Origin of the sequence: Isoptericola hypogeus (assembly GCF_039531145.1) — a bacterium.
Classification (GTDB): Bacteria; Actinomycetota; Actinomycetes; order Actinomycetales; family Cellulomonadaceae; genus Isoptericola; species Isoptericola hypogeus.
On record NZ_BAAAPM010000009.1, the window covers coordinates 102,467 to 122,737 of the forward strand.

The window sequence follows — 20,271 nt, forward strand, 5'->3', positions numbered from 1 at the left end:
GGCTGGCGGGCTGAGCCGGGGGCGCGTGTGTACTGTCGTGACGTGACCGAGACCACGCCTCTGATCACCAGCCCGGAGCACTCCGTCGAGGGGTTCGTGCGCGAGTACCTGCGCGAGCTGAACTTCAGCCAGGGCACGGTCCTGGAGCGGGCCACGGTGAACGACACCTACCTGGCACTGGCCCGCACGGTGCGGCACTACCTCATGGCGCGGTGGATGCAGACCACGGTCGACCACATCGTCACCCAGCCCAAGGCCGTGGCGTACCTGTCGGCGGAGTACCTGCTGGGCCGCCAGCTCGACAACGCGCTCATCGCCTCGGACCTGGTGGAGATCGCGACGGAGGGCCTGGCCAGCCTCGGCCTCGACCTGGCGGAGCTCCGGGAGGCGGAGGTCGAGCCCGGCCTCGGCAACGGCGGTCTCGGGCGCCTGGCCGCATGCTTCGTCGACTCGCTGGCGACGATGAGCGTCCCGGCGATCGGGTACGGCATCCGGTACGAGTACGGCATCTTCCGGCAGACGTTCACGGACGGTCGGCAGGTCGAGGAGGCCGACACGTGGCTGGCCGGGGGAGCGCCCTGGGAGTTCGCGCACCCCGAGCACGCGGTGACTGTGGGCTTCGGCGGGCACACCGAGAAGTACACCGGCGACGACGGGCGCGAGCGCATGCGGTGGGTGCCTGGCTGGCAGGTGCTCGGCGTCCCGTACAACTACATGGTGCCGGGCTACCAGAACGGCCGGGTCAACACGCTGCGGCTGTGGAGCTCACGGGCCACGCACGCCTTCGACCTCAAGATCTTCAACTACGGCGACTACGCCGAGGCGGTCCGCGCCCAGACGTTCGCCGAGAACATCTCGAAGGTGCTCTACCCGGAGGACTCGACGCCGCAGGGCAAGGAGCTGCGCCTGCAGCAGCAGTACTTCTTCGTCGCGTGCTCGATCCGCGACTTCATCGACCAGCTGCTGCCGGCAGGCTTCGACCTGCACCGCCTGCCCGAGCGGATCGTCTTCCAGCTCAACGACACCCACCCGGTCATCGCGATCCCGGAGCTGATGCGCGTCCTCGTGGACGAGCACGACTTCGAGTGGGCCGAGGCGTGGGACGTGACCCGCCGGTGCTTCGCCTACACCTGCCACACGCTGCTGCCGGAGGCGCTGGAGGTCTGGCCGGTCGAGCTCGTCGGGCGGCTGCTGCCGCGGCACCTCGAGATCATCTACCGGATCAACGAGGAGTTCCTCGCCGAGGTGCGCGAGAGCTCCGGCGGGGACGAGCTGCTGGTGCGGCGCATGTCGATCATCGCGGAGCACCCCGAGCGTGCGGTGCGCATGGCGTACCTCGCCACGGTGGGCGGCACCAAGGTCAACGGGGTCGCCGAGCTGCACTCGCAGCTGCTGCGCGACAAGGTGCTGGCGGACTTCGCGGCGCTCTGGCCCGAGAAGTTCACCAACGTGACCAACGGCGTGACGCCGCGACGCTTCGTCAAGCTCGCCAACCCGGGCCTGTCGGCGCTGATCACCGAGGCCATCGGGGACGGGTGGGTCACCGACCTGGACCGGCTCCGTGAGCTGGAGCCCCTCGCGGACGACGCGGAGTTCCGGCGCCGCTTCCGGGAGGTGAAGGCGGCGAACAAGGACCGCCTGGTGGCGATGCTGGCCCGGCGCGACGGCATCGAGGTCGACCCCGGCACGATGCTCGACGTCATGGTCAAGCGGCTGCACGAGTACAAGCGCCAGCTGCTCAAGCTGCTGCACGTCGTCACGCTCTACGACCGGATCACCTCCGGCGAGCTGAGCGCCGACCTCGTCACCCCGCGCACCGTCGTCTTCGGCGCGAAGGCGGCCCCGGGGTACGTGATGGCCAAGCAGATCATCGCGCTGATCAACCACGTGGGCGCCGTGGTCGACGCCGACCCGCAGGTCTCCCGGGTGCTGCGGGTGGCGTTCCCCGCGAACTACAACGTCACCGTGGCCGAGACGCTCGTCCCGGCGGCCGACCTGTCCGAGCAGATCTCGCTGGCGGGCAAGGAGGCGTCGGGCACGGGCAACATGAAGTTCGCACTCAACGGCGCGCTGACGATCGGCACCGACGACGGTGCGAACGTCGAGATCCGCCGGCTGGTGGGCGACGAGAACTTCTTCCTCTTCGGCCTCACCGAGCCCGAGGCGAGCGCCGTCGCGGAGGCGGGCTACCGGCCGTCGTCGTACTACGAGGAGAGCCCGTCCCTGCGCCGGGCCCTCGACCTCGTCGCGTCGGGGGCGTTCTCGGGCGGCGACGCCACGGTGTTCGAGCCGGTGGTGTCGAACCTCCTGGCCGAGGACCGCTTCATGGTGCTGGCCGACTACCAGTCGTACCTCGACGCGCAGGAGCGCGTCGAGGCCGCGTACGCCGACCCCGAGGCCTGGAGCCGCTCGGCGGTGCTCAACGTCGCCCGCTCCGGGTTCTTCTCCTCGGACCGGTCGATGCGCGACTACCTCGACCGCATCTGGCACGCCGCGCCCATGGACGGGTGACGGACGCCGAGAGGCGGCACCTCGCCCGAGGCCCTGAGGCCGGTGCACCCCTGCGGTGCGCCGGCCTTCGTCGTGCGCGCCGCGCGGAGAGGCCGTGGCGATCGGTTGAGAACCGTTCTCACATCTGCTTCACTGGTCGCACAGACGGGAATGATTCTCATTCGCCGTTCTGGCCCCAGACGCCGCGGCCTGCCGGCCGCCACGACGCCGGAAGCGACCCATGCCCTCCTTGAACCGCAGCCGCCGACGGCTGCCCGCCCTCGTCCTCGCCCTCGCCGTCCCGGCCGTGCTCGCCGCGTGCGCCTCCGGCACCGCCGCGAGCGGCGGCTCGCCGTCGTCTAAGGCATCGCCGACGACAGCGCCCGCCGAGACCCCCGCGCCGACCGAGGCGGCCGGGCCGACCGCCCGCCTGGCGCTCACGTACGACGGCGGGATCGTCGTCCTCGACGCCCAGACGCTCGACCAGGTCGCCGACCTTCCCGTCGACGGGTTCACCCGCCTCAACCCCGCCGGTGACGGCCGGCACCTGCTCGCCTCCACCACCGGTGGGTTCCGGGTGCTCGACGCCGGCGCGTGGGGCGAGCCGCACGGCAACCACCGCCACTACTGGACGGCCGAGCCGCGGCTCACGGACGTCACCTACCCGGCCGAGCACCCCGGCCACGTCGTGGTCCACGAGGGCCGTACGGCGCTCTTCGACGACGCGACGGGCCTGGTGCGCGTCCTCGACTCCGCGCGCGTGGCCGAGGCCGGCGCGACCGCCCGCGAGGTCGCCACCCCGAGCCCGCACCACGGCGTCGCCGTCGAGCTGACGGACCACGCGCTCGTGGTGTCGGAGGGCACCGAGGACGAGCGCACCGGCGTCCGCGTGCTCGACGGCGACGGGAACGAGGTCGCCGCGAGCGACGAGTGCCCTGGCGTGCACGGCGAGGCCGTGGCAGCCGGCGAGGCCGTCGTCGTCGGCTGCGAGGACGGCGCGCTGGTCTACCGCGACGGGGCGATCACCAAGGTCCAGGCCCCCGACCCCTACGGGCGCATCGGCAACCAGGCGGGCTCCGACGCGTCCCCGGTGGTGCTCGGGGACTACAAGGTCGACCCGGACGCCGAGCTGGAGGAGCCCACGCGCGTGTCCCTGATCGACACCCGCACGGGCGAGCTCCGCCTGGTGGACCTGCCCTCGAGCTACACCTTCCGCTCGCTGGCCCGCGGCGCCGACGGCGAGGCGCTCGTGCTCGGCACGGACGGGAAGCTGCACGTCGTCGACCCGGAGAGCGGGAGGCTCGAGCGCTCGATCCGGGTGCTCGACCCGTGGACCGAGCCGGTGGACTGGCAGCAGCCGCGGCCGGCGGTGCTCGCGCTGGACGGATCGGTCTACGTGACGGACCCCGCAGGGAGATCGGTGCACGCGGTCGACGTCACCTCCGGCGAGGTGTGGCGATCGGCCGCGCTGGACGTCGTGCCCAACGAGCTCGCCGGCGTCTCCGGCGACGTGGCGGGCCACGAGGACGGCCACGATCCAGGCCACGATCACGGCCACGACCGCTGAGCACTAGACTCCTGGGCCCATGCCCACCCACGCTCCCGCGGTGCGCGTCGTGACCGACTCGACCGCCTGCCTGCCCGACGGGGCCGCCGACGCCGGCGGCCCCGTCGTCGTGCCGCTGCGGGTGCTGGCGGGCGATCGCGCGTGGCGCGAGGGCGTGGACATCACACCCGAGGAGGTGGCGGCGCGCATCGGCGCGGGGGAGCGCCTCACCACCTCCCAGCCGCCCGGGGAGGACTTCGCCGCGGTCTTCCGCGACCTGGCGGCCGACGGCGCCCGCGCCGTCGTGGCGGTGCACCTGTCCGGCGTCCTGTCGGGCACGGTGGAGGTGGCGGCGAGGGCTGGCCAGCGCGCCATGCTGCCCGTGCGGGCGGTCGACTCGAGGACGGTCGCGATGGCGCTCGGCTTCGCGGCGACCGAGGCCGCGCGGTGCGCCGCCGCGGGGCACGACGCCGGGCAGGTCGCGGAACGGGCGGCCCAGGTCGCGGCGTCGAGCGAGACGGTGTTCCTCGTGGAGTCCCTGGACCACCTGCGCCGGGGCGGGCGGCTGTCCGGCCCGGCGGCGGCGCTCGGCACGGCCCTCGGGGTGCGCCCGATCCTCGCGGTGCGCGACGGCGGGATCGAGCTCGCCCAGCGGGTGCGCACGCGACGTGCTGCCACGGACCGGCTGGTCGAGCTCGCGGTGCGTCGGGCCGAGGGCTGCGAGTCGCCGGGCGTGGCGGTGCACCACCTGGGGGCGCCGGAGCGCGCCGCCGAGGTGGCGGCGCGGCTGGCCGAGCGCACCGGGGCGACGCCGGTCGTGACGCCCGTGAGCGCCGTGCTCGGCGCCCACGCGGGGCCGGGCGCGCTCGCCGTCGCGGTCGTCGACCTCGGCGGTCACACGCACGACCAGCCCTGGTAACCGCGCCGACGGGTACCGACCCTGTCCCCAGGGACGTGCCGTCCCCAGGACGGGCCGGGTGCGGACCTCGGCGACGACAGCGGCCCTAGCGTCGCGGCGTGACCTCGAACGTGTCCCCCTTCCCGGCGCCCGACGGCGCTGCCGGTGGCCCGCCCGGCGACCTGGCTGACGACCCGGACGACGGCCCGGCCGCAGACGACCTCGCCGCCGCCGCGTCACGGTTTCGGGCGTGGCACGCCACGGCCGCCGGGCCCGCGCTCGACGACGTCGCGCCCGACGGGCCCGGCGTCGCCACGGACGGCGTCGTCGGGGCCCGGGACCCGGACGGCACGGACGATCTCGCGGGACGGCTGCGGGCGCGCCGGGAAGCCGGGCGCACGGCCCGGCACGTCGCCGCGGCGTACTCGGCCGCGCACGGCCACCCCCTCGCCGCGGACGACGGCGCGGACGGACGCCGCCGCTGGAGCCTGCGCCTGCGGACGGCGATCGTCGCAGCGGCTGCCGTGCTCCTGGTCGCGGTCGGCGCTTCGGTGGTCGCCCTCCTGCGGCCGGACGACGTGATCACCCTCGCGGGCACCGACGCCGGGTCGGACGTCGGCGCCGTGGGTTCGCCCGGCCCGAGCGCCGCCGGTGCGCCCGTGGACGCCGCGGCCTCCGGGTCGTCGGTCGCTGAGGCCGAGGGCGACGACCCCGAGGCCGGGTCGGCGGTCGCCGCCTCGCCGGGGCAGGCGGTGGTGCACGTGGTCGGCGAGGTGCGCGAGCCCGGGCTGGTGACGGTGCCGGCGGACGCGCGCGTCGCCGACGCGGTCGAGGCCGCCGGCGGGCCCACCCGCCAGGCGGACACGGCGGCGCTCAACCTGGCACGGGCGGTCGTCGACGGGGAGCAGATCGTGGTGCCCGAACCCGGCGAGGCGGTGCCCGGCGGCGGCGCGTCGTCCTCGGGCGACGCGGACGCGGACGGGGTGGGCGCGAGCGGTACGGCCGGAGCGGCCGGGGGCGTGCTGGACCTCAACACGGCCCAGGCTCCCGACCTCGACGCCCTGCCCGGCATCGGCCCGGTGCTCGCCGAGCGCATCGTCGCCTGGCGGGACGACAACGGGTCGTTCACCAGCGTGGACGAGCTGGAGGAGGTGTCCGGCATCGGGCCGTCCGTGCTCGAGCAGGTGCGCGACCTGGTCCGCGTGTGACGGGGGACGGCCCGGTCGCCACGGCCATGGCAACGGCCGCGGCCCCGGTTCCGGTCGGCGCCCGGCCGGGCGCCGACCTGCGGCTCGTGCCGGCGCTGCTGGCGACGCTGGGCGTCGCCTGGCTGGTGACGGGGCCGGCGGGGGAAGCGTCGCCCGTCGTCGTCGCCGCCGGGACGGGCGCCCTCGCCGTGCTGGGCGTGGTCCGGACGGTCCTCCGGGGGCGAGCCTCCGAGCGCCGCGGCCTCCGCGGCCTTCGCGGCCATCGCGGCCGCCTGGCCCGCGTGGCCGGGCCCGCCGACGTCGACCGTGCGGGCGCGAACCGTGCGGGCGCGAACCGTGCGGGCGTGAACCGTGCGGGCGTGAACCGGGCGGGCGGCACCGCGACGCACGTCGCTCTGGTGATCGCGTGCGTCGTGGCGGTGTGTGCCGGCGCGGCGGTGCAGACCGCGCAGCAGGAGCCTCTGTCCGGGGCGGCGGACGAGGGGGCGCTCGCGCGCCTGTCCGGCCGGGTCGCCTCCGAGCCGCGCCCGGCGGTCTTCGGCGAGGGCGAACGCTGGGTGCTCGCCGTGCGGGCCGTGTCGGCCCGCGGCGTCACGACCCGCACCGCGGGGCAGGTCGAGGTCACGGCGCCGGGCCCGCCGCCGCGCTTCGGGGCGGCGGTGGACGTCACGGGGGTGCTGCAGGCGACTCCTCCGGGCGACGGCGTGCTCGCCCGTGCCACGGCAGCGGCGCCGGTGCCCGAGCGCGAACCGCCGGGCGCGGTGCTGCGCGCGACCCACACCCTGCGCGCGGCGCTGCTGGACGTCACCGAGCCCCTGTCGCCGCAGGCCCGCGGGCTCGTGCCCGGCGTCGCCGTCGGCGACACCTCGCGCCTGCCGGCCGAGCTGGCCGACGCCATGCGCACCACGAGCCTCACGCACGTCACGGCCGTCTCCGGCGGGCACTTCGCGATCGTCGTCGCGACGCTCACCGCGCTGTGCGCCGCGTTCCGGCTGCCGCGCGCCGTGCGGATCGCGGCGGTGGCCCTGGTCTCGCTCGGCTTCGTGGCGCTCGTGCGCCCCGAGCCGAGCGTGCTGCGCGCGGCCTGGACGTGCGCGGTCGCGCTGCTGGGCCTGGCGCTCGGCCGTCGCTCCGCCGGGTTCCCGGCGCTGGCGGCGGCGGCGACGGCGCTGCTGGTCGTCGACCCGTGGCTCGCCCGGTCGTACGGTTTCGTGCTGTCGTGCGCCGCGACGGCGGGGCTGGTGCTGCTCGCGGGTCCGCTGGCCCGCCGTCTCGCGCCGTGGACGGGCCGGCCGCTGGCCTTCGCGCTCGCGGTGCCGTGGGCGGCGCAGGCGGCGTGCGGGCCCGTGCTGGTGCTGCTCGACCCTCGGGTGGCGCTCGTGTCCGTGCCTGCCAACCTGCTCGCGGGTCCGGCACTGGTCCCCGCGACCGTCCTCGGGCTCGTCGCGACCGTGCTCGCACCCTGGGCGCCGGGCCTCGCCCAGGCGGTCGCCTGGCTCGCCGGGCTGGCGACGGCGTGGATCGCGGCGGTGGCGGGCTGGTTCGCGGACCTGCCCGGCGCGGGGCTGCCGTGGCCGGGCGGGCCCGGCGGGGCGATCGCGCTCGGGCTGGTCACGGCGGCGGGCCTGGCCGTGGTGCTGCGCCGGCCGCCCGGCGACGGGTGGCCCCGCAGCTGGCGCGACACCGGGACGCGAGCCGCACGGCGGGCGCGAGCCTCGGTGCGACGGCGGGCGGGGTCACGGCACCGTGGCCGCACGACGCGGGCGCACAGCCTGCTCGTGGGGCTCGGTGCCGGCGCCCTGGCGCTGGTCGTCGCGGTCCTCGTGTCGCGGTGGGCCGGTCTGCCCGGCGCGGGCGGTGGTGCGGTGCCGCGGGACTGGGAGGTGGTGGCCTGCGACGTGGGGCAGGGCGACGCCCTGGTGGTGCGCAGCGGCCCGGCGTCCGCGGTGGTCGTCGACGTCGGGCCGGCGGGCGACCTGGCGGGGAGGTGCCTCGAGCGCCTGGGCGTGGACCGCGTCGACCTGCTCGTGCTGAGCCACTTCCACGCCGACCACGTCGGCGGGCTGGACACCGTGCTGGAGGGACGCGCCGTCACCGCGGCGCTCGTCTCGCCGCTCGACGAGCCTGTCGACCAGGCGGCGCGGGCGCGGGCGGCGCTCGCGGCGGCGGGGGTGCCCGTACGGACCGCCGCCAGGGGAGACGCCGGCGTCGCCGGGGGCGCGAGCTGGCAGGTGCTCGGGGCGGACGCGGGCGGCGCCGGAGGCGGCAGCGCCGAGGGCGACGGCGCGAACGACGCGAGCGTCGCGCTGCACCTGCGCACCGCGGGCGGGCTCGACGTCGTCGCGCTCGGCGACCTCGAGGAGCCGGGGCAGGAGGCGCTGCTGGGCGCGCTGGGGGCTTCCGGAGACGCGACCGACGTCGACGTGGTGAAGATGGCGCACCACGGGTCCCGCTCGCAGTCGGCGGGGCTCGCCGCGCGGCTGTCGCCGCGGGTGACGCTGGTGAGCGTGGGCGCCGACAACACCTACGGGCACCCCACGGACGCCGCCGTCGACCTCTACGAGGGCACGGGCTCCGCCCTGGTGCGCACGGACGAGTGCGGCACGGCCGCGCTCGTCGTGCGGTCCGGTGAGATCGGCCTCGCGTGCTCGTGACCGGGCCCGTCATCCCGCCGGCAAGCCCCGGGGCCGTCGCCGGTGCAGCGTCCGGTGTCCGTCGCTCGTGGCAGGCTGGCCCCGTGCCACCCGCCTCCTCCACCCAGCGCAGCTCCCGCCCCACCCGTCGCGGGGCCAGGCCCGCCGCGAACAGCCGGCCCTGGGACGACCCGACGCTCGCGCCCGTGGTCCTGGTGCGCGGACCGGAGGGGCTGCTCGCGGAGCGGGCGGTGGACGGCGTGCTGCGCCTGGCGCGCGAGCGGGACGCCGAGGTGGAGAAGGCCGAGCTCGACGGCGGCACGTACGCGGGCGGCCAGCTCGCCGTCGCCGCGAGCCCCTCGCTGTTCGGCGAGTCGTCCCTCGTCGTGGTGCGCGGGGCCGAGGGCGCCACCGAGGACCTGGTCGCCGACGTCGTCGGCTACGTCGCCGCCCCCGACCCCGAGACGGTGGTCGTCGTGGTGCACGGCGGCGGGCAGCGCGGCAAGAAGATGCTCGACGCCATCCTGGCGAGCGGGGCCCCGGTGCTGGAGTGCGACGCCATCGCCAAGGACGCGGACAAGGTCCAGTTCGTCTCCGCGGAGTTCCGGGCAGCCAGACGGCGCGCCGACGCGGCCGCCGTCCGGGCCCTCGTCGACGCGCTCGGCAACGACCTGCGGGAGCTCGCCTCGGCGTGCGCGCAGCTGGTCGCGGACACGGCGGGCACGATCACCGAGGGGGTCGTCGACCGCTACTACGGCGGACGCGTGGAGGCGACCGGGTTCAAGGTGGCCGACGCGGCCGTGGCCGGCGACGCCGGGGGAGCCGTCGCGCTGCTGCGGCACGCGCTGGCCACCGGCGCCGACCCGGTGCCGATCGTCGCGGCGCTGGCGCTGCGCCTGCGTACCTTGGCGCGGGTCGCGGCGATCCGCGGCGGCGCGGTCACAGCGCGCGAGCTCGGGCTCCAGGACTGGCAGGTCCGCAACGCCCAGCGCGACCTGTCGCGGTGGACGCCGGAGGGGCTGGCGGCCGCGATCGGCGCGGTCGCGCAGGCCGACGCCGACGTCAAGGGCGGCGGTCGCGACCCGGTCTACGCCGTCGAGACGGCCGTGCTCGCCATCGCCCGCTCCCGGCGCTGACCCGGCGCTGAGCCAGGCGGTGACGCGGGCGCGGACTGCGCTCGGGGTATGCCGGCCGGAACGCGAGAACGCCCCTCCGCCGCAGGGCGGGGAGGGGCGTTCGACCTCGGCAGAGCGTGCTCTACCTCGGCGGGTGCATCAGAGCGCGTCGACCGACTTCGCGATCGCCGACTTGCGGTTCGCGGCCTGGTTGGCGTGGATGACGCCCTTCGAGACGGCCTTGTCGAGCTTGCGCGAGGCGGCCTGCAGCGCGGTGGTCGCGGCCTCCTTGTCGCCCGCGGCGACGGCCTTGCGGACGTTGCGCACGTAGGTCTTCAGCTCAGACTTGACGGCCTTGTTGCGCAGGCGCGCCTTCTCGTTCGTCTTGATGCGCTTGATCTGGGACTTGATGTTTGCCACGTGTGGACTTCCTGGTGTGTTCGCCTGCCGGCGAGCGGATAGGTCGTAGAGGGCGGCCGCAGCTCCGGGACTGGGGTGGGGAACCCGTGGAGAGGATCTGCGGCTGTGCCCGCCGACCTGGGCGGACACGCAAGGGCCAACGATACCAGCGGCCTCGCCACTGACGAAACCCGTGCCGCAGGTGACGACGCTCTCAGCGGCGTGCGCGCGCCATCTCGTGCACGACGGCGTCGAAGGTGCGCCGGTCCATGACCGCGCCCTCGCGGCGCACCGCGCGGGGGTCGACCCGGACCACGCGGTTGAGCCGCACCTCGCTGGGCCGGCCGCGGGCGTCCCAGGTGCCGCTTCCGACGTCCATCCAGCGGCGCCCGTAGCGGGCCTCCTGCGCGGCGTCGCGGTCGTGGTCCTTGCTGGTGAGCTGCAGCGCGAGCAGCCACGGGCCGTCGCGGCCGACGAGCAGCACGGGCCGGTCCTTGCCCTGGGCGTGGTCCTCCTCGTAGGGCACCCAGGTCCACACGACCTCGCCCGGGTCCGGGTCGCCGTCCAGGCGCGGCGCGTAGACGGCCTTCACCCTGCCCGTGAAGTCCCCCGGATAGCGGGCGGCGGTCGGCGCGCTCCCGCGCGCGGTCCCGCCCGGACGGCGCGAGGGAGCGGAGCGCCGGGACGCGCCCGTCGCGGAGCGCAGCACGTCGACCAGCAGGTGGAGCCATCGGTTCGCCACGGCCGTCAGCCTAGTGGGCCCGCACCGGCACGAAGCGGTCGCGCGGGCGCCGCTTGCTCCGCCGCTCGGGGGCTCAGCCGCGCACGAAGCGAGCCAGCCGCGCCGCCATCGACTCCGGCTCCCACGAGTGGCCGGCGCCGGCCACCGTCTCCGCGGCGCCGTCGGGGACGGTCGCGGCCAGACGGCGTGCGGCCTCGGGCATGCCGGGGAACGTCTGCTCGCCGGTCATGGCGAGCACGGGGACGTCGATGTCGCGCAGGCCGCCGTCCTCGAGGGCGCGTGTGGCCCACGTCAGCGCCTGGGCGTCCGCGCGCTGCGACACGACGGAGGCGGCGATGGCGGGCCAGTCCGGGGACGCCTTGGCGCCTGCCAGCCACTCGGGCGGCATGTCCTTCATGAAGTGCTCGGTCGCGCCCTCGAGGTCGCCGGCGTCCATCCTCCGCTCGATCTCCGCCGCCCAGGCGGCCGTCTCGTCGGCGCTCGTCTCGAGGGGCGCCTCGAACAGCGCGAGGCCGGCGACCGGAAGTCCCTCCGCCGCCGCTCGGAGCGAGATGGCGCAGCCCGAGGAGTGCCCGCACAGCACGGCGGACCCGCCCGCCACGTCGAGGGCCGCGGCGAGGGCGTCCAGCTCGCGGCCGAGGTCGAGGCGGCCCGAGGCGGGCGAGTCGCCGCGTCCGAGCCGGTCGTAGACGACGGTGGTCAGACCGAGCGCCGCCGCGCGCTCGGCCGTCTCGGTGGTGACCGGGTCCGTGGCGCGAGAAGGACCGGCGCCGGCGACGAAGACCACGGCAGGGCCGGAGCCGCGCAGGTCGTACGCGACGCGGTCGCCCCGCGTGCTGGAGGCCGTCGCGGTCGTCGTGGTGGAGCGTGCGGTGGGGTACGTGTCGTCAGCCATGCCAGGTGGACCGGGCCGGTCGCGGTGACTCATCGGCGCCGGCACGATCGCGCGTCAGGGCACGATCGGGTGTCAGGGCACGATCGCGGCGGCGAGGGCGTCGTCGAGGGCCGACGCGTCGCCGTCGACCCGCACGCCCGCCTCGGCGGGGGTGAGCCGACGCCAGAGCAGGAGCGCCAGCTCCCGGGCGGGGGCGGTCGCCGTCGCCGCGGTCGCGGTGCCCGCCGGGGTCCCGAGCACCCACGAGCCGCCCGCGTCCGATGCCTCGAGCCGCACGGGACGCGCGAGCGGCGCCATCCGACCCAGCCGCACCTGGCGCGGCTGGAACGTCGTGACGACCTCGTCGACCGTGTCCGCCCAGACGCCGGGCGCGACGTCGATCGGGCGGCCCGCGACGACGGCGGGTCCGGAGCCGAGCGCGGCGGCCCGCAGGTCGTGCAGGTGCACGAGCGTCTCGTGCACCTGTCGCCGGTGCCAGAACGAGGCGGGGCCGGCGCCGACCAGCGTGCGGACCGAGGCGTCGGGCGGCGTGGCGGCGAGGGTCGCGCGGAGCTCCCGCGCGGAGTCGGCGTAGACGTCCGCGAGATCCCGCCCGGCCGGGTCGACGACGTCGCTCACCCGTTCGCCGCGCACCATCCCGGCGGCCCAGCGGTGCACGCCGGCGAGGTGCAGCACCAGCTCGCGGACCGTCCACGCGCCGCACGCAGGGACGAGGGCGCCGGGCGCGGCGTCGCCGACGCCGGCGAGGAAGTCGTCCTGCAGGCGCGCCAGCAGCGGCAGGTAGTCCTGGTGCGGGAGGGTCACGGAGGCATGCTAGCCACCGCGACGCCGCCGGCCGCTCAGCCCGCGAGAGTGGCGTCGACCTGCTCGAGGAAGTCGTCCAGGTCGTCGGGCTTGCGCGACGTCACGAGCGGGAAGCCCGCGCCGTCGTCGAGCACCACCGGCCGGTCCACCCACGTCCCGCCGGCGTTGCGCACGTCCGTCGCGAGCGAGGGCCACGACGTCAGGGTCGCGCCGTCGACGCGGCCCGCCTCCACGAGCGCCCACGGGCCGTGGCAGATGGCGGCGACCGGCCGGCCTGCGGCGGCGAACGCGTCGACGAGGCGCACCGCGGCCGGCTGCAGGCGCAGGGTGTCGGCGTTGATCGTCCCGCCGGGCACGAGCAGCAGGTCGAAGCCCGCGGCGTCGACGGCGTCGAGCGTGGTGTCGGCCGGAACCTCGCGGCCGGGGTCCTTGTCGCCGACGAGGGTCTGCACCGCCCCCGGCTCGGTCGACGCCACCACCACCTCGGCGCCCGCGGAGCGCAGGTGCTCCACGGGCACGACGAGCTCGTCCTGCTCCACCCCGTAGCTCGTCACGATGGCGAGCACGCGCTTGCCGGTCAGGTCGGCCATGATCCGCTCCTCTCGTCGGCGTTCGACGACCATAGGCAGCGGCGTGCCGTGCTCGCAGCGGCGCCACGGCACGCGGGTCGCACGCGCGTGCCGTGGGACAATGGCCGGGCCCTTGGCCTTCAGCCCCCCGCACACCGACGGAGCGAGATCGCGTTGCCCATCCCCGGACCCGCGCTCAGCGCGCGCATCCAGCCGAACTCCACGGCGCCCGAGCTGATCCGCAACTTCTGCATCATCGCGCACATCGACCACGGCAAGTCCACGCTGGCCGACCGCATGCTGCAGCTCACGGGCGTCGTCGAGGCGCGGGCGATGCGCGCGCAGTACCTCGACCGGATGGACATCGAGCGCGAGCGCGGCATCACGATCAAGTCGCAGGCCGTGCGGATGCCGTGGCAGGTGGGCGACGACGCGTTCGCCCTGAACATGATCGACACCCCGGGCCACGTGGACTTCACGTACGAGGTGTCGCGCTCGCTCGCCGCGTGCGAGGGCGCCGTCCTGCTGGTCGACGCCGCGCAGGGCATCGAGGCGCAGACCCTCGCCAACCTGTACCTGGCGATGGAGAACGAGCTCGAGATCATCCCGGTGCTCAACAAGATCGACCTGCCCGCCGCGCAGCCCGAGAAGTACGCCGAGGAGATCGGCCACCTGGTCGGCGTCGACCCGGCCGACGTGCTCAAGGTCAGCGGCAAGACGGGCGAGGGCGTCGAGGCCCTCCTCGACCGCATCGTCGGGACGATCCCCGCGCCGGTGGGCGACGCCGCCGCCCCGGCCCGCGCGATGATCTTCGACTCCGTGTACGACACGTACCGGGGCGTCGTGACGTACGTGCGCGTCGTGGACGGCGACCTCAACCCGCGCGAGCGGATCGCCATGATGTCCACCCGCGCCACGCACGAGCTGCTCGAGATCGGCGTCATCTCGCCCGAGCCGCACCCCACCAAGGGCCTCGGCGTCGGCGAGGTCGGCTACCTCATCACCGGCGTGAAGGACGTGCGCCAGTCCAAGGTGGGCGACACCGTCACCAACGCGGCCAAGCCCGCGTCCGAGGCGCTCGGCGGGTACAGCGAGCCCAAGCCGATGGTGTTCTCCGGGCTGTACCCGATCGACGGCTCGGACTACCCGGTGCTGCGCGACGCCCTGGACAAGCTCAAGCTCAACGACGCCGCGCTCAACTACGAGCCCGAGACGTCCGTCGCGCTCGGCTTCGGCTTCCGCGTCGGCTTCCTCGGCCTGCTGCACCTGGAGATCGTGCGCGAGCGCCTGGAGCGCGAGTTCGACCTCGACCTCATCTCCACCGCCCCCAACGTCGTCTACGACGTGACGCTGGAGGACCGCACCGAGGTCAAGGTGACCAACCCGAGCGAGTTCCCGGTCGGCAAGATCAAGGAGGTGCGGGAGCCGGTCGTCAAGGCCACGATCCTCACCCCGAGCGAGTTCGTGGGCACCGTCATGGGGCTGTGCAACGACCGCCGCGGCACCATGCAGGGGATGGACTACCTGTCCGAGGACCGGGTCGAGCTGCGCTACACGCTGCCGCTGGCCGAGATCGTCTTCGACTTCTTCGACCAGCTCAAGTCCCGCACCCGCGGATACGCGTCGCTCGACTACGAGACCGCGGGCGACCAGGCGGCCGACCTCGTCAAGGTCGACATCCTGCTGCAGGGCGACCAGGTGGACGCGTTCTCCGCCATCGTGCACCGCGAGAAGGCGTACGACTACGGCGTGCTGATGACCGCCAAGCTCAAGGAGATCATCCCGCGCCAGCAGTTCGAGGTGCCGATCCAGGCCGCCGTCGGAGCCCGCGTCATCGCGCGCGAGACGGTGCGCGCCATGCGCAAGGACGTGCTCGCCAAGTGCTACGGCGGCGACATCAGCCGTAAGCGCAAGCTGCTCGAGAAGCAGAAGGAGGGCAAGAAGCGCATGAAGAACATCGGTTCCGTCGAGGTGCCGAAGGACGCGTTCATCGCCGCGCTCTCCTCCGACGCGGGCGGTGCCAAGGACGCCAAGGACAAGAAGAAGTAGTGCCCGCGCTCCCCGACGGCGTCCCGGTGCCGGACGACGGCGCGCTGCCGTTCACGGCGGTCGAGCCTGTCGAGACCCGGGTCTCGACAGGCTCGACCAGCGAGACCCGGGCCTTCGGCGTCTACGTCCACGTGCCGTTCTGCTCCGTCCGCTGCGGCTACTGCGACTTCAACACCTACACCGCGTCCGAGCTGGGCGGCGGCGCCTCCCAGGCGCAGTACGCGACGACGGCGCTGCGCGAGGTCGGCCTCGCCGCGCGGGTGCTCGACGACGCGGGCCTCGGCGGACGCCCCGTCTCGACGGTGTTCTTCGGCGGCGGCACGCCGACGATGCTGCCGGCCGCCGACCTGGTGCGGATCCTCGGCGGCGTCCGCGACGCCTGGGGGCTGGCGCGCGGCGCCGAGGTGACCACCGAGGCCAACCCCGACTCGGTCACGCCCGAGTCGCTGCGGCTGCTTGCCGACGCCGGCTTCACGCGCGTGTCGTTCGGCATGCAGTCGGCGGTGCCCCACGTGCTGGCCACGCTGGAGCGCACGCACGACCCGCGCCGCATCCCCGACGTCGTGGGCTGGGCGCGCGACGCCGGCCTCGACGTGTCGCTCGACCTCATCTACGGCACGCCGGGGGAGTCCCTCGACGACTGGCGCGCGTCCGTCGAGACGGCGCTGGCCACCGGCGTGGACCACGTGTCGGCGTACGCGCTGGTCGTGGAGCCGGGCACCAAGATGCACGCGCAGGTGCGGCGCGGGCAGCTCACCCTGCCCGACGAGGACGACCAGGCCGCGAAGTACGAGCTCGCCGACGACCTCCTCACCGCGGCCGGCCTCGGCTGGTACGAGGTGAGCAACTGGGCGCGCGGCCCCGAGCACGCCTGCCGGCACAACCTCGCGTACTGGCGCGGCGACGACTGGTGGGGCATCGGCCCGGGCGCGCACTCGTACGTGGCGGCCGCCGCGGGGTCGACGGTCGAGCCTGCCGTGGCCACCGGTGGCGTCGAGGCCTCCGCCGGCGTGCGCTGGTGGAACGTCAAGCACCCGCGTCGCTACGCCGCGATGCTCGAGGCGGGCACGTCTCCGGGCGCGGGGCGCGAGCTGCTGACCGCCGCCGAGGCGCACCTCGAGCGGGTGATGCTCGGTGTCCGGCTGGCGGAGGGCCTCGACCTCGCCGTGCTCGACGGCGCCGGCCGTCGCGCGGTCGCGGGCCTGGTCGCGCGTGGCCTGCTCGACGGCGTGTCGGCCGTCCGCGGCCGGGCCGTGCTCACCCGGCGCGGCCGGCTGCTCGCCGACGCCGTGGTGCGCGAACTCACCGACTGACCGCGCGGCCCGATCGCGCGGGTGGCGGCCGCGGGTCCCGCCGTCACCGCATGAGCCTGCCCGCGGCGTCGCGGGGCTGGCCGGCCAGCAGGACTGTCCCGTCGACGACGGCCCAAGAGTGGGCCGCACTCGTGCAGTCGGTGGACCCCTACGAGATCACGCGGATGTTGATCGGGTACCGGTACGGCTCGAAGCGGTTCACCGCGACCGCGGCGAGGATGCCGAAGACGATGGAGATCACCCACGCCGCGGCCAGGATGACGGCGCCCACGATCACGATGAGCAGGATCCACCCCACCGCGTAAGCGATGAGCAGGGTGATCTGGAAGTTGAGCGACTCCTTGGCCTGGTCGGCCACGAACGCGCTGCGGTCGCGGAAGACGAGCCAGACGACCAGGGGAGTGAGGAAGGCGAGGACGCCGAAGGTCAGCAGCGCCAGCACCGGCGGCCCCAGGTGCGCGACGATCGCCCAGGTCCGCTCGTCCTGAGGCGTCAGCGGCCGCGGGCCGTACCCGGGCGGCGGATAGGGCGGCTGCCCGCCGTGGGGCGGCTGCCCGCCGTGGGGCGGCTGCCCGCCGTGGGGCGGCTGCCCGCCGTACGGCGGCTGGCCCGGCGGCCCGTACGGCGGCTGCCCGGGCGGCGGTCCCTGCGGAGGCTGGCTCATACCCCCATGATCGCGCAAATGCCGTGGTCACGGGATGCGGCGTGTGCGCTGGCGCTGGCACGCCCCTACCACGACAGTGGATAGCGCGTGCGCGTGACCTGCGACGACGAGACGAGGGACCGATGAGCGACAACACCGGCGGACGTCCGCCGCACGACCCCGACGAGCAGGATCCCGGACAGACCGGTCAGCCCGGACCTGCTCTGCCGCCGCCGTACGGTCAGCCGCCGTACGGTCAGCCGCCCGCGAACCCGCCGGGCGGGCCACAGCCCCCGACCGGCCCCCCCTCGTACGGGGCGTACGCCCAGGGCGGCTTCCCGCCCCCGCCGTCGGGCCCGTCCGGTCCGGGGGGACCGACGGGACCCGGCGGCGCCCCGTCGTTCCGGGTGGGGGAGGCGGTGTCGTACGGCTGGCGGAAGGTCACGTCGAACTTCGGCGCGTGGCTGCTCGTGGCGCTGGTCTTCCTCGGCGTGAACGTGCTCTACACGTGGCTCACCGGGGGTTTCGAGCGGTACCAGGAGATGTACGACGTCAACGGCGCGACCGTCGCCATGCCGCAGATGGGCGGCGACGCGGCCGTCGCGGCCCTCGTGTCGCTCGTCGGCTCGATCATCAGCTATCTGATCACGGCGTTCCTCACGCGCGGCGCCCTCGACGAGACCACCGGCCGCAAGCCCGGCGTCGGGGACTTCTTCCGGATCAGCAACGGGTTCCAGGTCGTGCTGGCCGCGTTCGTCGTGACCATCCTCACGACGATCGGCCTGATCCTGTGCATCCTGCCGGGGCTGGTCGTCATCATCTTCTCGGCGTTCGTCTACTACTTCGCGCTCGAGCGCCGGGAGGGCGCCTTCACCGCCATCTCGTCGAGCTTCTCGCTCGTGGGCAAGAGCTTCGGGTCGGTCTTCCTGCTCCTGCTCACGTTGCTGGGCGTCAACATCCTCGGCGCCATCCCGTTCGGGCTGGGGCTGTTCCTGACCATCCCGCTGAGCTACGTCGCCGTCGGCTTCGCGTTCCGGCGGCTGATCGGGCAGCAGCCCGCCTGACCTGTCACCGACCGGTCCACCGTCACGACCAGGAGGAACGATGAGCGAGAACCCGCAGGAACCGCAGCCGCCGCAGGCAGGCGAGCCGCACCGGCCGCCGTACCCCCAGCAGCCGTACCCCCAGCAGCCGTACGGTCAGCAGCCGGGCCAGCAGCCTTACGGACAGCAGTCCTACGAGCCGCAGCCGTACGGTCAGCAGCCCGGCCAGCCGCCGATCCAGCCGCCCCCGGACCCGGGGCTCTACCCGGGCAACGAGTACCCGCCGGACCGGTCCGCGCGGCCCGCGCCAGGCGCGGGCAGCTTCCTCGGTGCCCTCTTCGACTACTCGTTCACCCGGTACATCACGCCGACCATCGTCAAGGTCGTGTACGTGATCGTGACGATCCTGGTCGCGCTGGCGTGGCTGTTCGGGATCGTCGCGGCGTTCCAGGTGAGCGTGGGCGTGGGGATCGGCTACCTGCTCCTGGCCTGGATCGTCGCGCTCGTCTATCTCGCGCTCGCGAGGATCACCCTCGAGTTCTTCGTCGCGGTGATCAACGTGTCCGAGAAGGTCAACCGCTACGCCGAGCGCGACGGCGTCTCCTGATCCTCGTGCGGCCGGTCCTCAGGCCGTCACGAAGTCGATGAGCTCCTCGACCCGGCCCAGCAGGGCCGGGTCGAGGTCGCGGTAGTCGCGGACGGTGCCCAGGATCCGCTGCCAGGCGCGACCCACGTCCTGCGTGGACGACGAGGGCCAGCCGAGCTCGCGCAGGATGCCGCGCTTCCACTCGGTGCCGCGCTCGATCGTCGGCCAGGCGGTCAGGCCCACGCGCTCGGCCCTCACGGCCTGCCAGACGTCGACGTACGGGTGGCCGAGCACCAGCACCGTGCCGGCGGGAACGGTGCGCAGCGCCGCGTCGGCGAGCCGCCGCTCCTTGGCGCCGTGCACCAGGTGGTCCACCAGCACCCCGACGCGCCGGTCGGGCGTCGGGCCGAAGTCGGCGAGCGCGTCGGCGAGGTTGTCGACGCCGTCGAGCAGCTCCACGACGACCCCCTCCACCCGCAGGTCGTCCCCCCACACCTTCTCGACCAGCTCCGCGTCGTGCTTGCCCTCGACCCAGATGCGGCTCCCGCGCGCCACCCGGGCCCGCTGCCCGTGCACCGCCACGGAGCCCGACGCCGTCCGCGTGGGGACGACCGGCGCCCGCGACGTGACCGGTGCCGTGAGCTCGACCGGCTTCCCGTCCACCCAGAACCCGGGGCCGAGCGGGAACGCGCGCAGCTTGCCGCGGCGGTCCTCCAGCACCACGAGGTGTACACCGCCGGACTTCTCCACGCGCACGACGGCGCCGACCCAGCCCGAGGTCACCTCCTCGACGACCAGGCCGGGCTCGGCCGCGCGCGGGACCGATGTCGGCCGGCGGCGGTGGTGCGCCGAGCCGTCGGGCGCACCGGGGCGGCGGTCGGAGGCGGGGGCGAGGATGTCGGAGCCGTAACGGTCGTGCACGACGGCGAGCCTAGGGTCGCCGTCGTGCACGGGCTCGGCCCGACACGCGCCGGGCCGCAGAACGTTCGGCACGAGGTCGGTCGTGGGGCTCAGACGTGGCCGTCGTGCGCCGGCCGGAGCCCACCGAACGCCGGGCGCCGGAGCGGCTCGGGCTCGGCCGCGCCGGCGGTGTGCCGCAGGGCGCGGCGTGCGGCGCGGAGCTCGTGCGCCAGGCGACGCAGAGCGGCCTCGCGCTCGAGCTCGGCCTGCCGGTGCTCGAAGAGCATGTCGTACACGTGGGCGTCCATGGTGTCCTCCTGACGGGGCCGCCGCGTCGGCGGCGGTTCGGCGGGCCGACGGCCCTGCCGTGCGCACCCCCCGCGCTGCCCGCGGGGAAGGTGTCTCGTCAAGGGGGAGGCGGCGCCGCGCCGGTCCGTA

The 20,271-nt window shown here is 75.0% G+C and carries 18 protein-coding genes; 10 read left to right on the forward strand and 8 right to left on the reverse strand.

Annotated elements, in window-relative coordinates:
* The first annotated feature begins 42 nt into the window (after window positions 1–42).
* From ABD254_RS18460 to holA, 6 genes are all read left to right on the forward strand, one after another.
* Window positions 43–2,511, forward strand: a complete 2,469-nt coding sequence (locus ABD254_RS18460; protein ID WP_344250204.1) for a glycogen/starch/alpha-glucan phosphorylase — start codon at window positions 43–45, stop codon at window positions 2,509–2,511.
* Between the two features lie 220 nt (window positions 2,512–2,731).
* The gene (aztD, locus tag ABD254_RS18465; protein ID WP_344250206.1) at window positions 2,732–4,057 is read left to right on the forward strand and encodes a zinc metallochaperone AztD; all 1,326 of its coding nucleotides are present in this window, start codon (window positions 2,732–2,734) and stop codon (window positions 4,055–4,057) included.
* A 19-nt stretch (window positions 4,058–4,076) separates the two neighbouring features.
* Complete coding sequence (locus ABD254_RS18470) at window positions 4,077–4,955, forward strand: DegV family protein (RefSeq protein WP_344250208.1); 879 nt, start codon at window positions 4,077–4,079, stop codon at window positions 4,953–4,955.
* A gap of 98 nt (window positions 4,956–5,053) precedes the next feature.
* On the forward strand, window positions 5,054–6,142 hold the full coding sequence (locus tag ABD254_RS18475; RefSeq protein WP_344250210.1) for a helix-hairpin-helix domain-containing protein: 1,089 nt from the start codon (window positions 5,054–5,056) through the stop codon (window positions 6,140–6,142).
* Window positions 6,143–6,168: 26 nt separating this feature from the next.
* Window positions 6,169–8,796, forward strand: coding sequence for a ComEC/Rec2 family competence protein (locus tag ABD254_RS18480; RefSeq protein ID WP_344250212.1), 2,628 nt, complete (start codon window positions 6,169–6,171; stop codon window positions 8,794–8,796).
* 83 nt (window positions 8,797–8,879) lie between these two features.
* Window positions 8,880–9,911, forward strand: a complete 1,032-nt coding sequence (gene holA, locus ABD254_RS18485; protein WP_344250214.1) for a DNA polymerase III subunit delta — start codon at window positions 8,880–8,882, stop codon at window positions 9,909–9,911.
* Between the two features lie 138 nt (window positions 9,912–10,049).
* Here holA and rpsT read toward each other — a convergent pair whose 3' ends face one another.
* The 5 genes from rpsT to ABD254_RS18510 form a co-directional block, all read right to left on the reverse strand.
* Complete coding sequence (gene rpsT / locus ABD254_RS18490) at window positions 10,050–10,310, reverse strand: 30S ribosomal protein S20 (protein ID WP_344250216.1); 261 nt, start codon at window positions 10,308–10,310, stop codon at window positions 10,050–10,052.
* A gap of 193 nt (window positions 10,311–10,503) precedes the next feature.
* Window positions 10,504–11,031: a type II toxin-antitoxin system PemK/MazF family toxin gene (locus ABD254_RS18495; RefSeq protein ID WP_344250218.1), complete on the reverse strand. Its 528-nt coding sequence runs from the start codon at window positions 11,029–11,031 to the stop codon at window positions 10,504–10,506.
* Between the two features lie 73 nt (window positions 11,032–11,104).
* Window positions 11,105–11,926, reverse strand: coding sequence for an alpha/beta fold hydrolase (locus ABD254_RS18500; protein WP_344250220.1), 822 nt, complete (start codon window positions 11,924–11,926; stop codon window positions 11,105–11,107).
* A gap of 72 nt (window positions 11,927–11,998) precedes the next feature.
* The gene (locus ABD254_RS18505) at window positions 11,999–12,730 is read right to left on the reverse strand and encodes a maleylpyruvate isomerase N-terminal domain-containing protein (protein ID WP_344250221.1); all 732 of its coding nucleotides are present in this window, start codon (window positions 12,728–12,730) and stop codon (window positions 11,999–12,001) included.
* Window positions 12,731–12,765: 35 nt separating this feature from the next.
* On the reverse strand, window positions 12,766–13,320 hold the full coding sequence (locus ABD254_RS18510) for a type 1 glutamine amidotransferase domain-containing protein (RefSeq protein ID WP_344250223.1): 555 nt from the start codon (window positions 13,318–13,320) through the stop codon (window positions 12,766–12,768).
* A gap of 153 nt (window positions 13,321–13,473) precedes the next feature.
* On the opposite strand from ABD254_RS18510, the gene lepA reads away from it, so the two are divergent.
* Both lepA and hemW read left to right on the forward strand, forming a co-directional pair.
* The gene (gene lepA, locus ABD254_RS18515; RefSeq protein ID WP_344250225.1) at window positions 13,474–15,348 is read left to right on the forward strand and encodes a translation elongation factor 4; all 1,875 of its coding nucleotides are present in this window, start codon (window positions 13,474–13,476) and stop codon (window positions 15,346–15,348) included.
* Window positions 15,348–16,661: a radical SAM family heme chaperone HemW gene (gene hemW, locus ABD254_RS18520; protein WP_344250227.1), complete on the forward strand. Its 1,314-nt coding sequence runs from the start codon at window positions 15,348–15,350 to the stop codon at window positions 16,659–16,661. The genes lepA and hemW overlap by 1 nt, the downstream gene beginning before the upstream one ends.
* A 148-nt stretch (window positions 16,662–16,809) precedes the next feature.
* Here hemW and ABD254_RS18525 read toward each other — a convergent pair whose 3' ends face one another.
* Complete coding sequence (locus tag ABD254_RS18525) at window positions 16,810–17,325, reverse strand: DUF4870 domain-containing protein (RefSeq protein WP_344250229.1); 516 nt, start codon at window positions 17,323–17,325, stop codon at window positions 16,810–16,812.
* Between the two features lie 122 nt (window positions 17,326–17,447).
* Here ABD254_RS18525 and ABD254_RS18530 point away from each other — a divergent pair, with 122 nt between their 5' ends.
* Window positions 17,448–18,368: a DUF2189 domain-containing protein gene (locus ABD254_RS18530; RefSeq protein WP_344250231.1), complete on the forward strand. Its 921-nt coding sequence runs from the start codon at window positions 17,448–17,450 to the stop codon at window positions 18,366–18,368.
* 40 nt (window positions 18,369–18,408) lie between these two features.
* On the forward strand, window positions 18,409–18,954 hold the full coding sequence (locus tag ABD254_RS18535; protein WP_344250232.1) for a DUF4282 domain-containing protein: 546 nt from the start codon (window positions 18,409–18,411) through the stop codon (window positions 18,952–18,954).
* Window positions 18,955–18,972: 18 nt separating this feature from the next.
* On the opposite strand, the gene ABD254_RS18540 is transcribed toward ABD254_RS18535, so the two are convergent.
* Together ABD254_RS18540 and ABD254_RS18545 are read right to left on the reverse strand one after the other, a co-directional pair.
* Window positions 18,973–19,854 carry a DUF3097 domain-containing protein gene (locus ABD254_RS18540; protein WP_344250234.1) on the reverse strand — a complete coding sequence of 294 codons (882 nt, stop codon included), beginning with the start codon at window positions 19,852–19,854 and terminating at the stop codon, window positions 18,973–18,975.
* Window positions 19,855–19,943: 89 nt separating this feature from the next.
* Window positions 19,944–20,141, reverse strand: a complete 198-nt coding sequence (locus ABD254_RS18545) for a hypothetical protein (RefSeq protein ID WP_344250236.1) — start codon at window positions 20,139–20,141, stop codon at window positions 19,944–19,946.
* Window positions 20,142–20,271 lie beyond the last annotated feature (130 nt).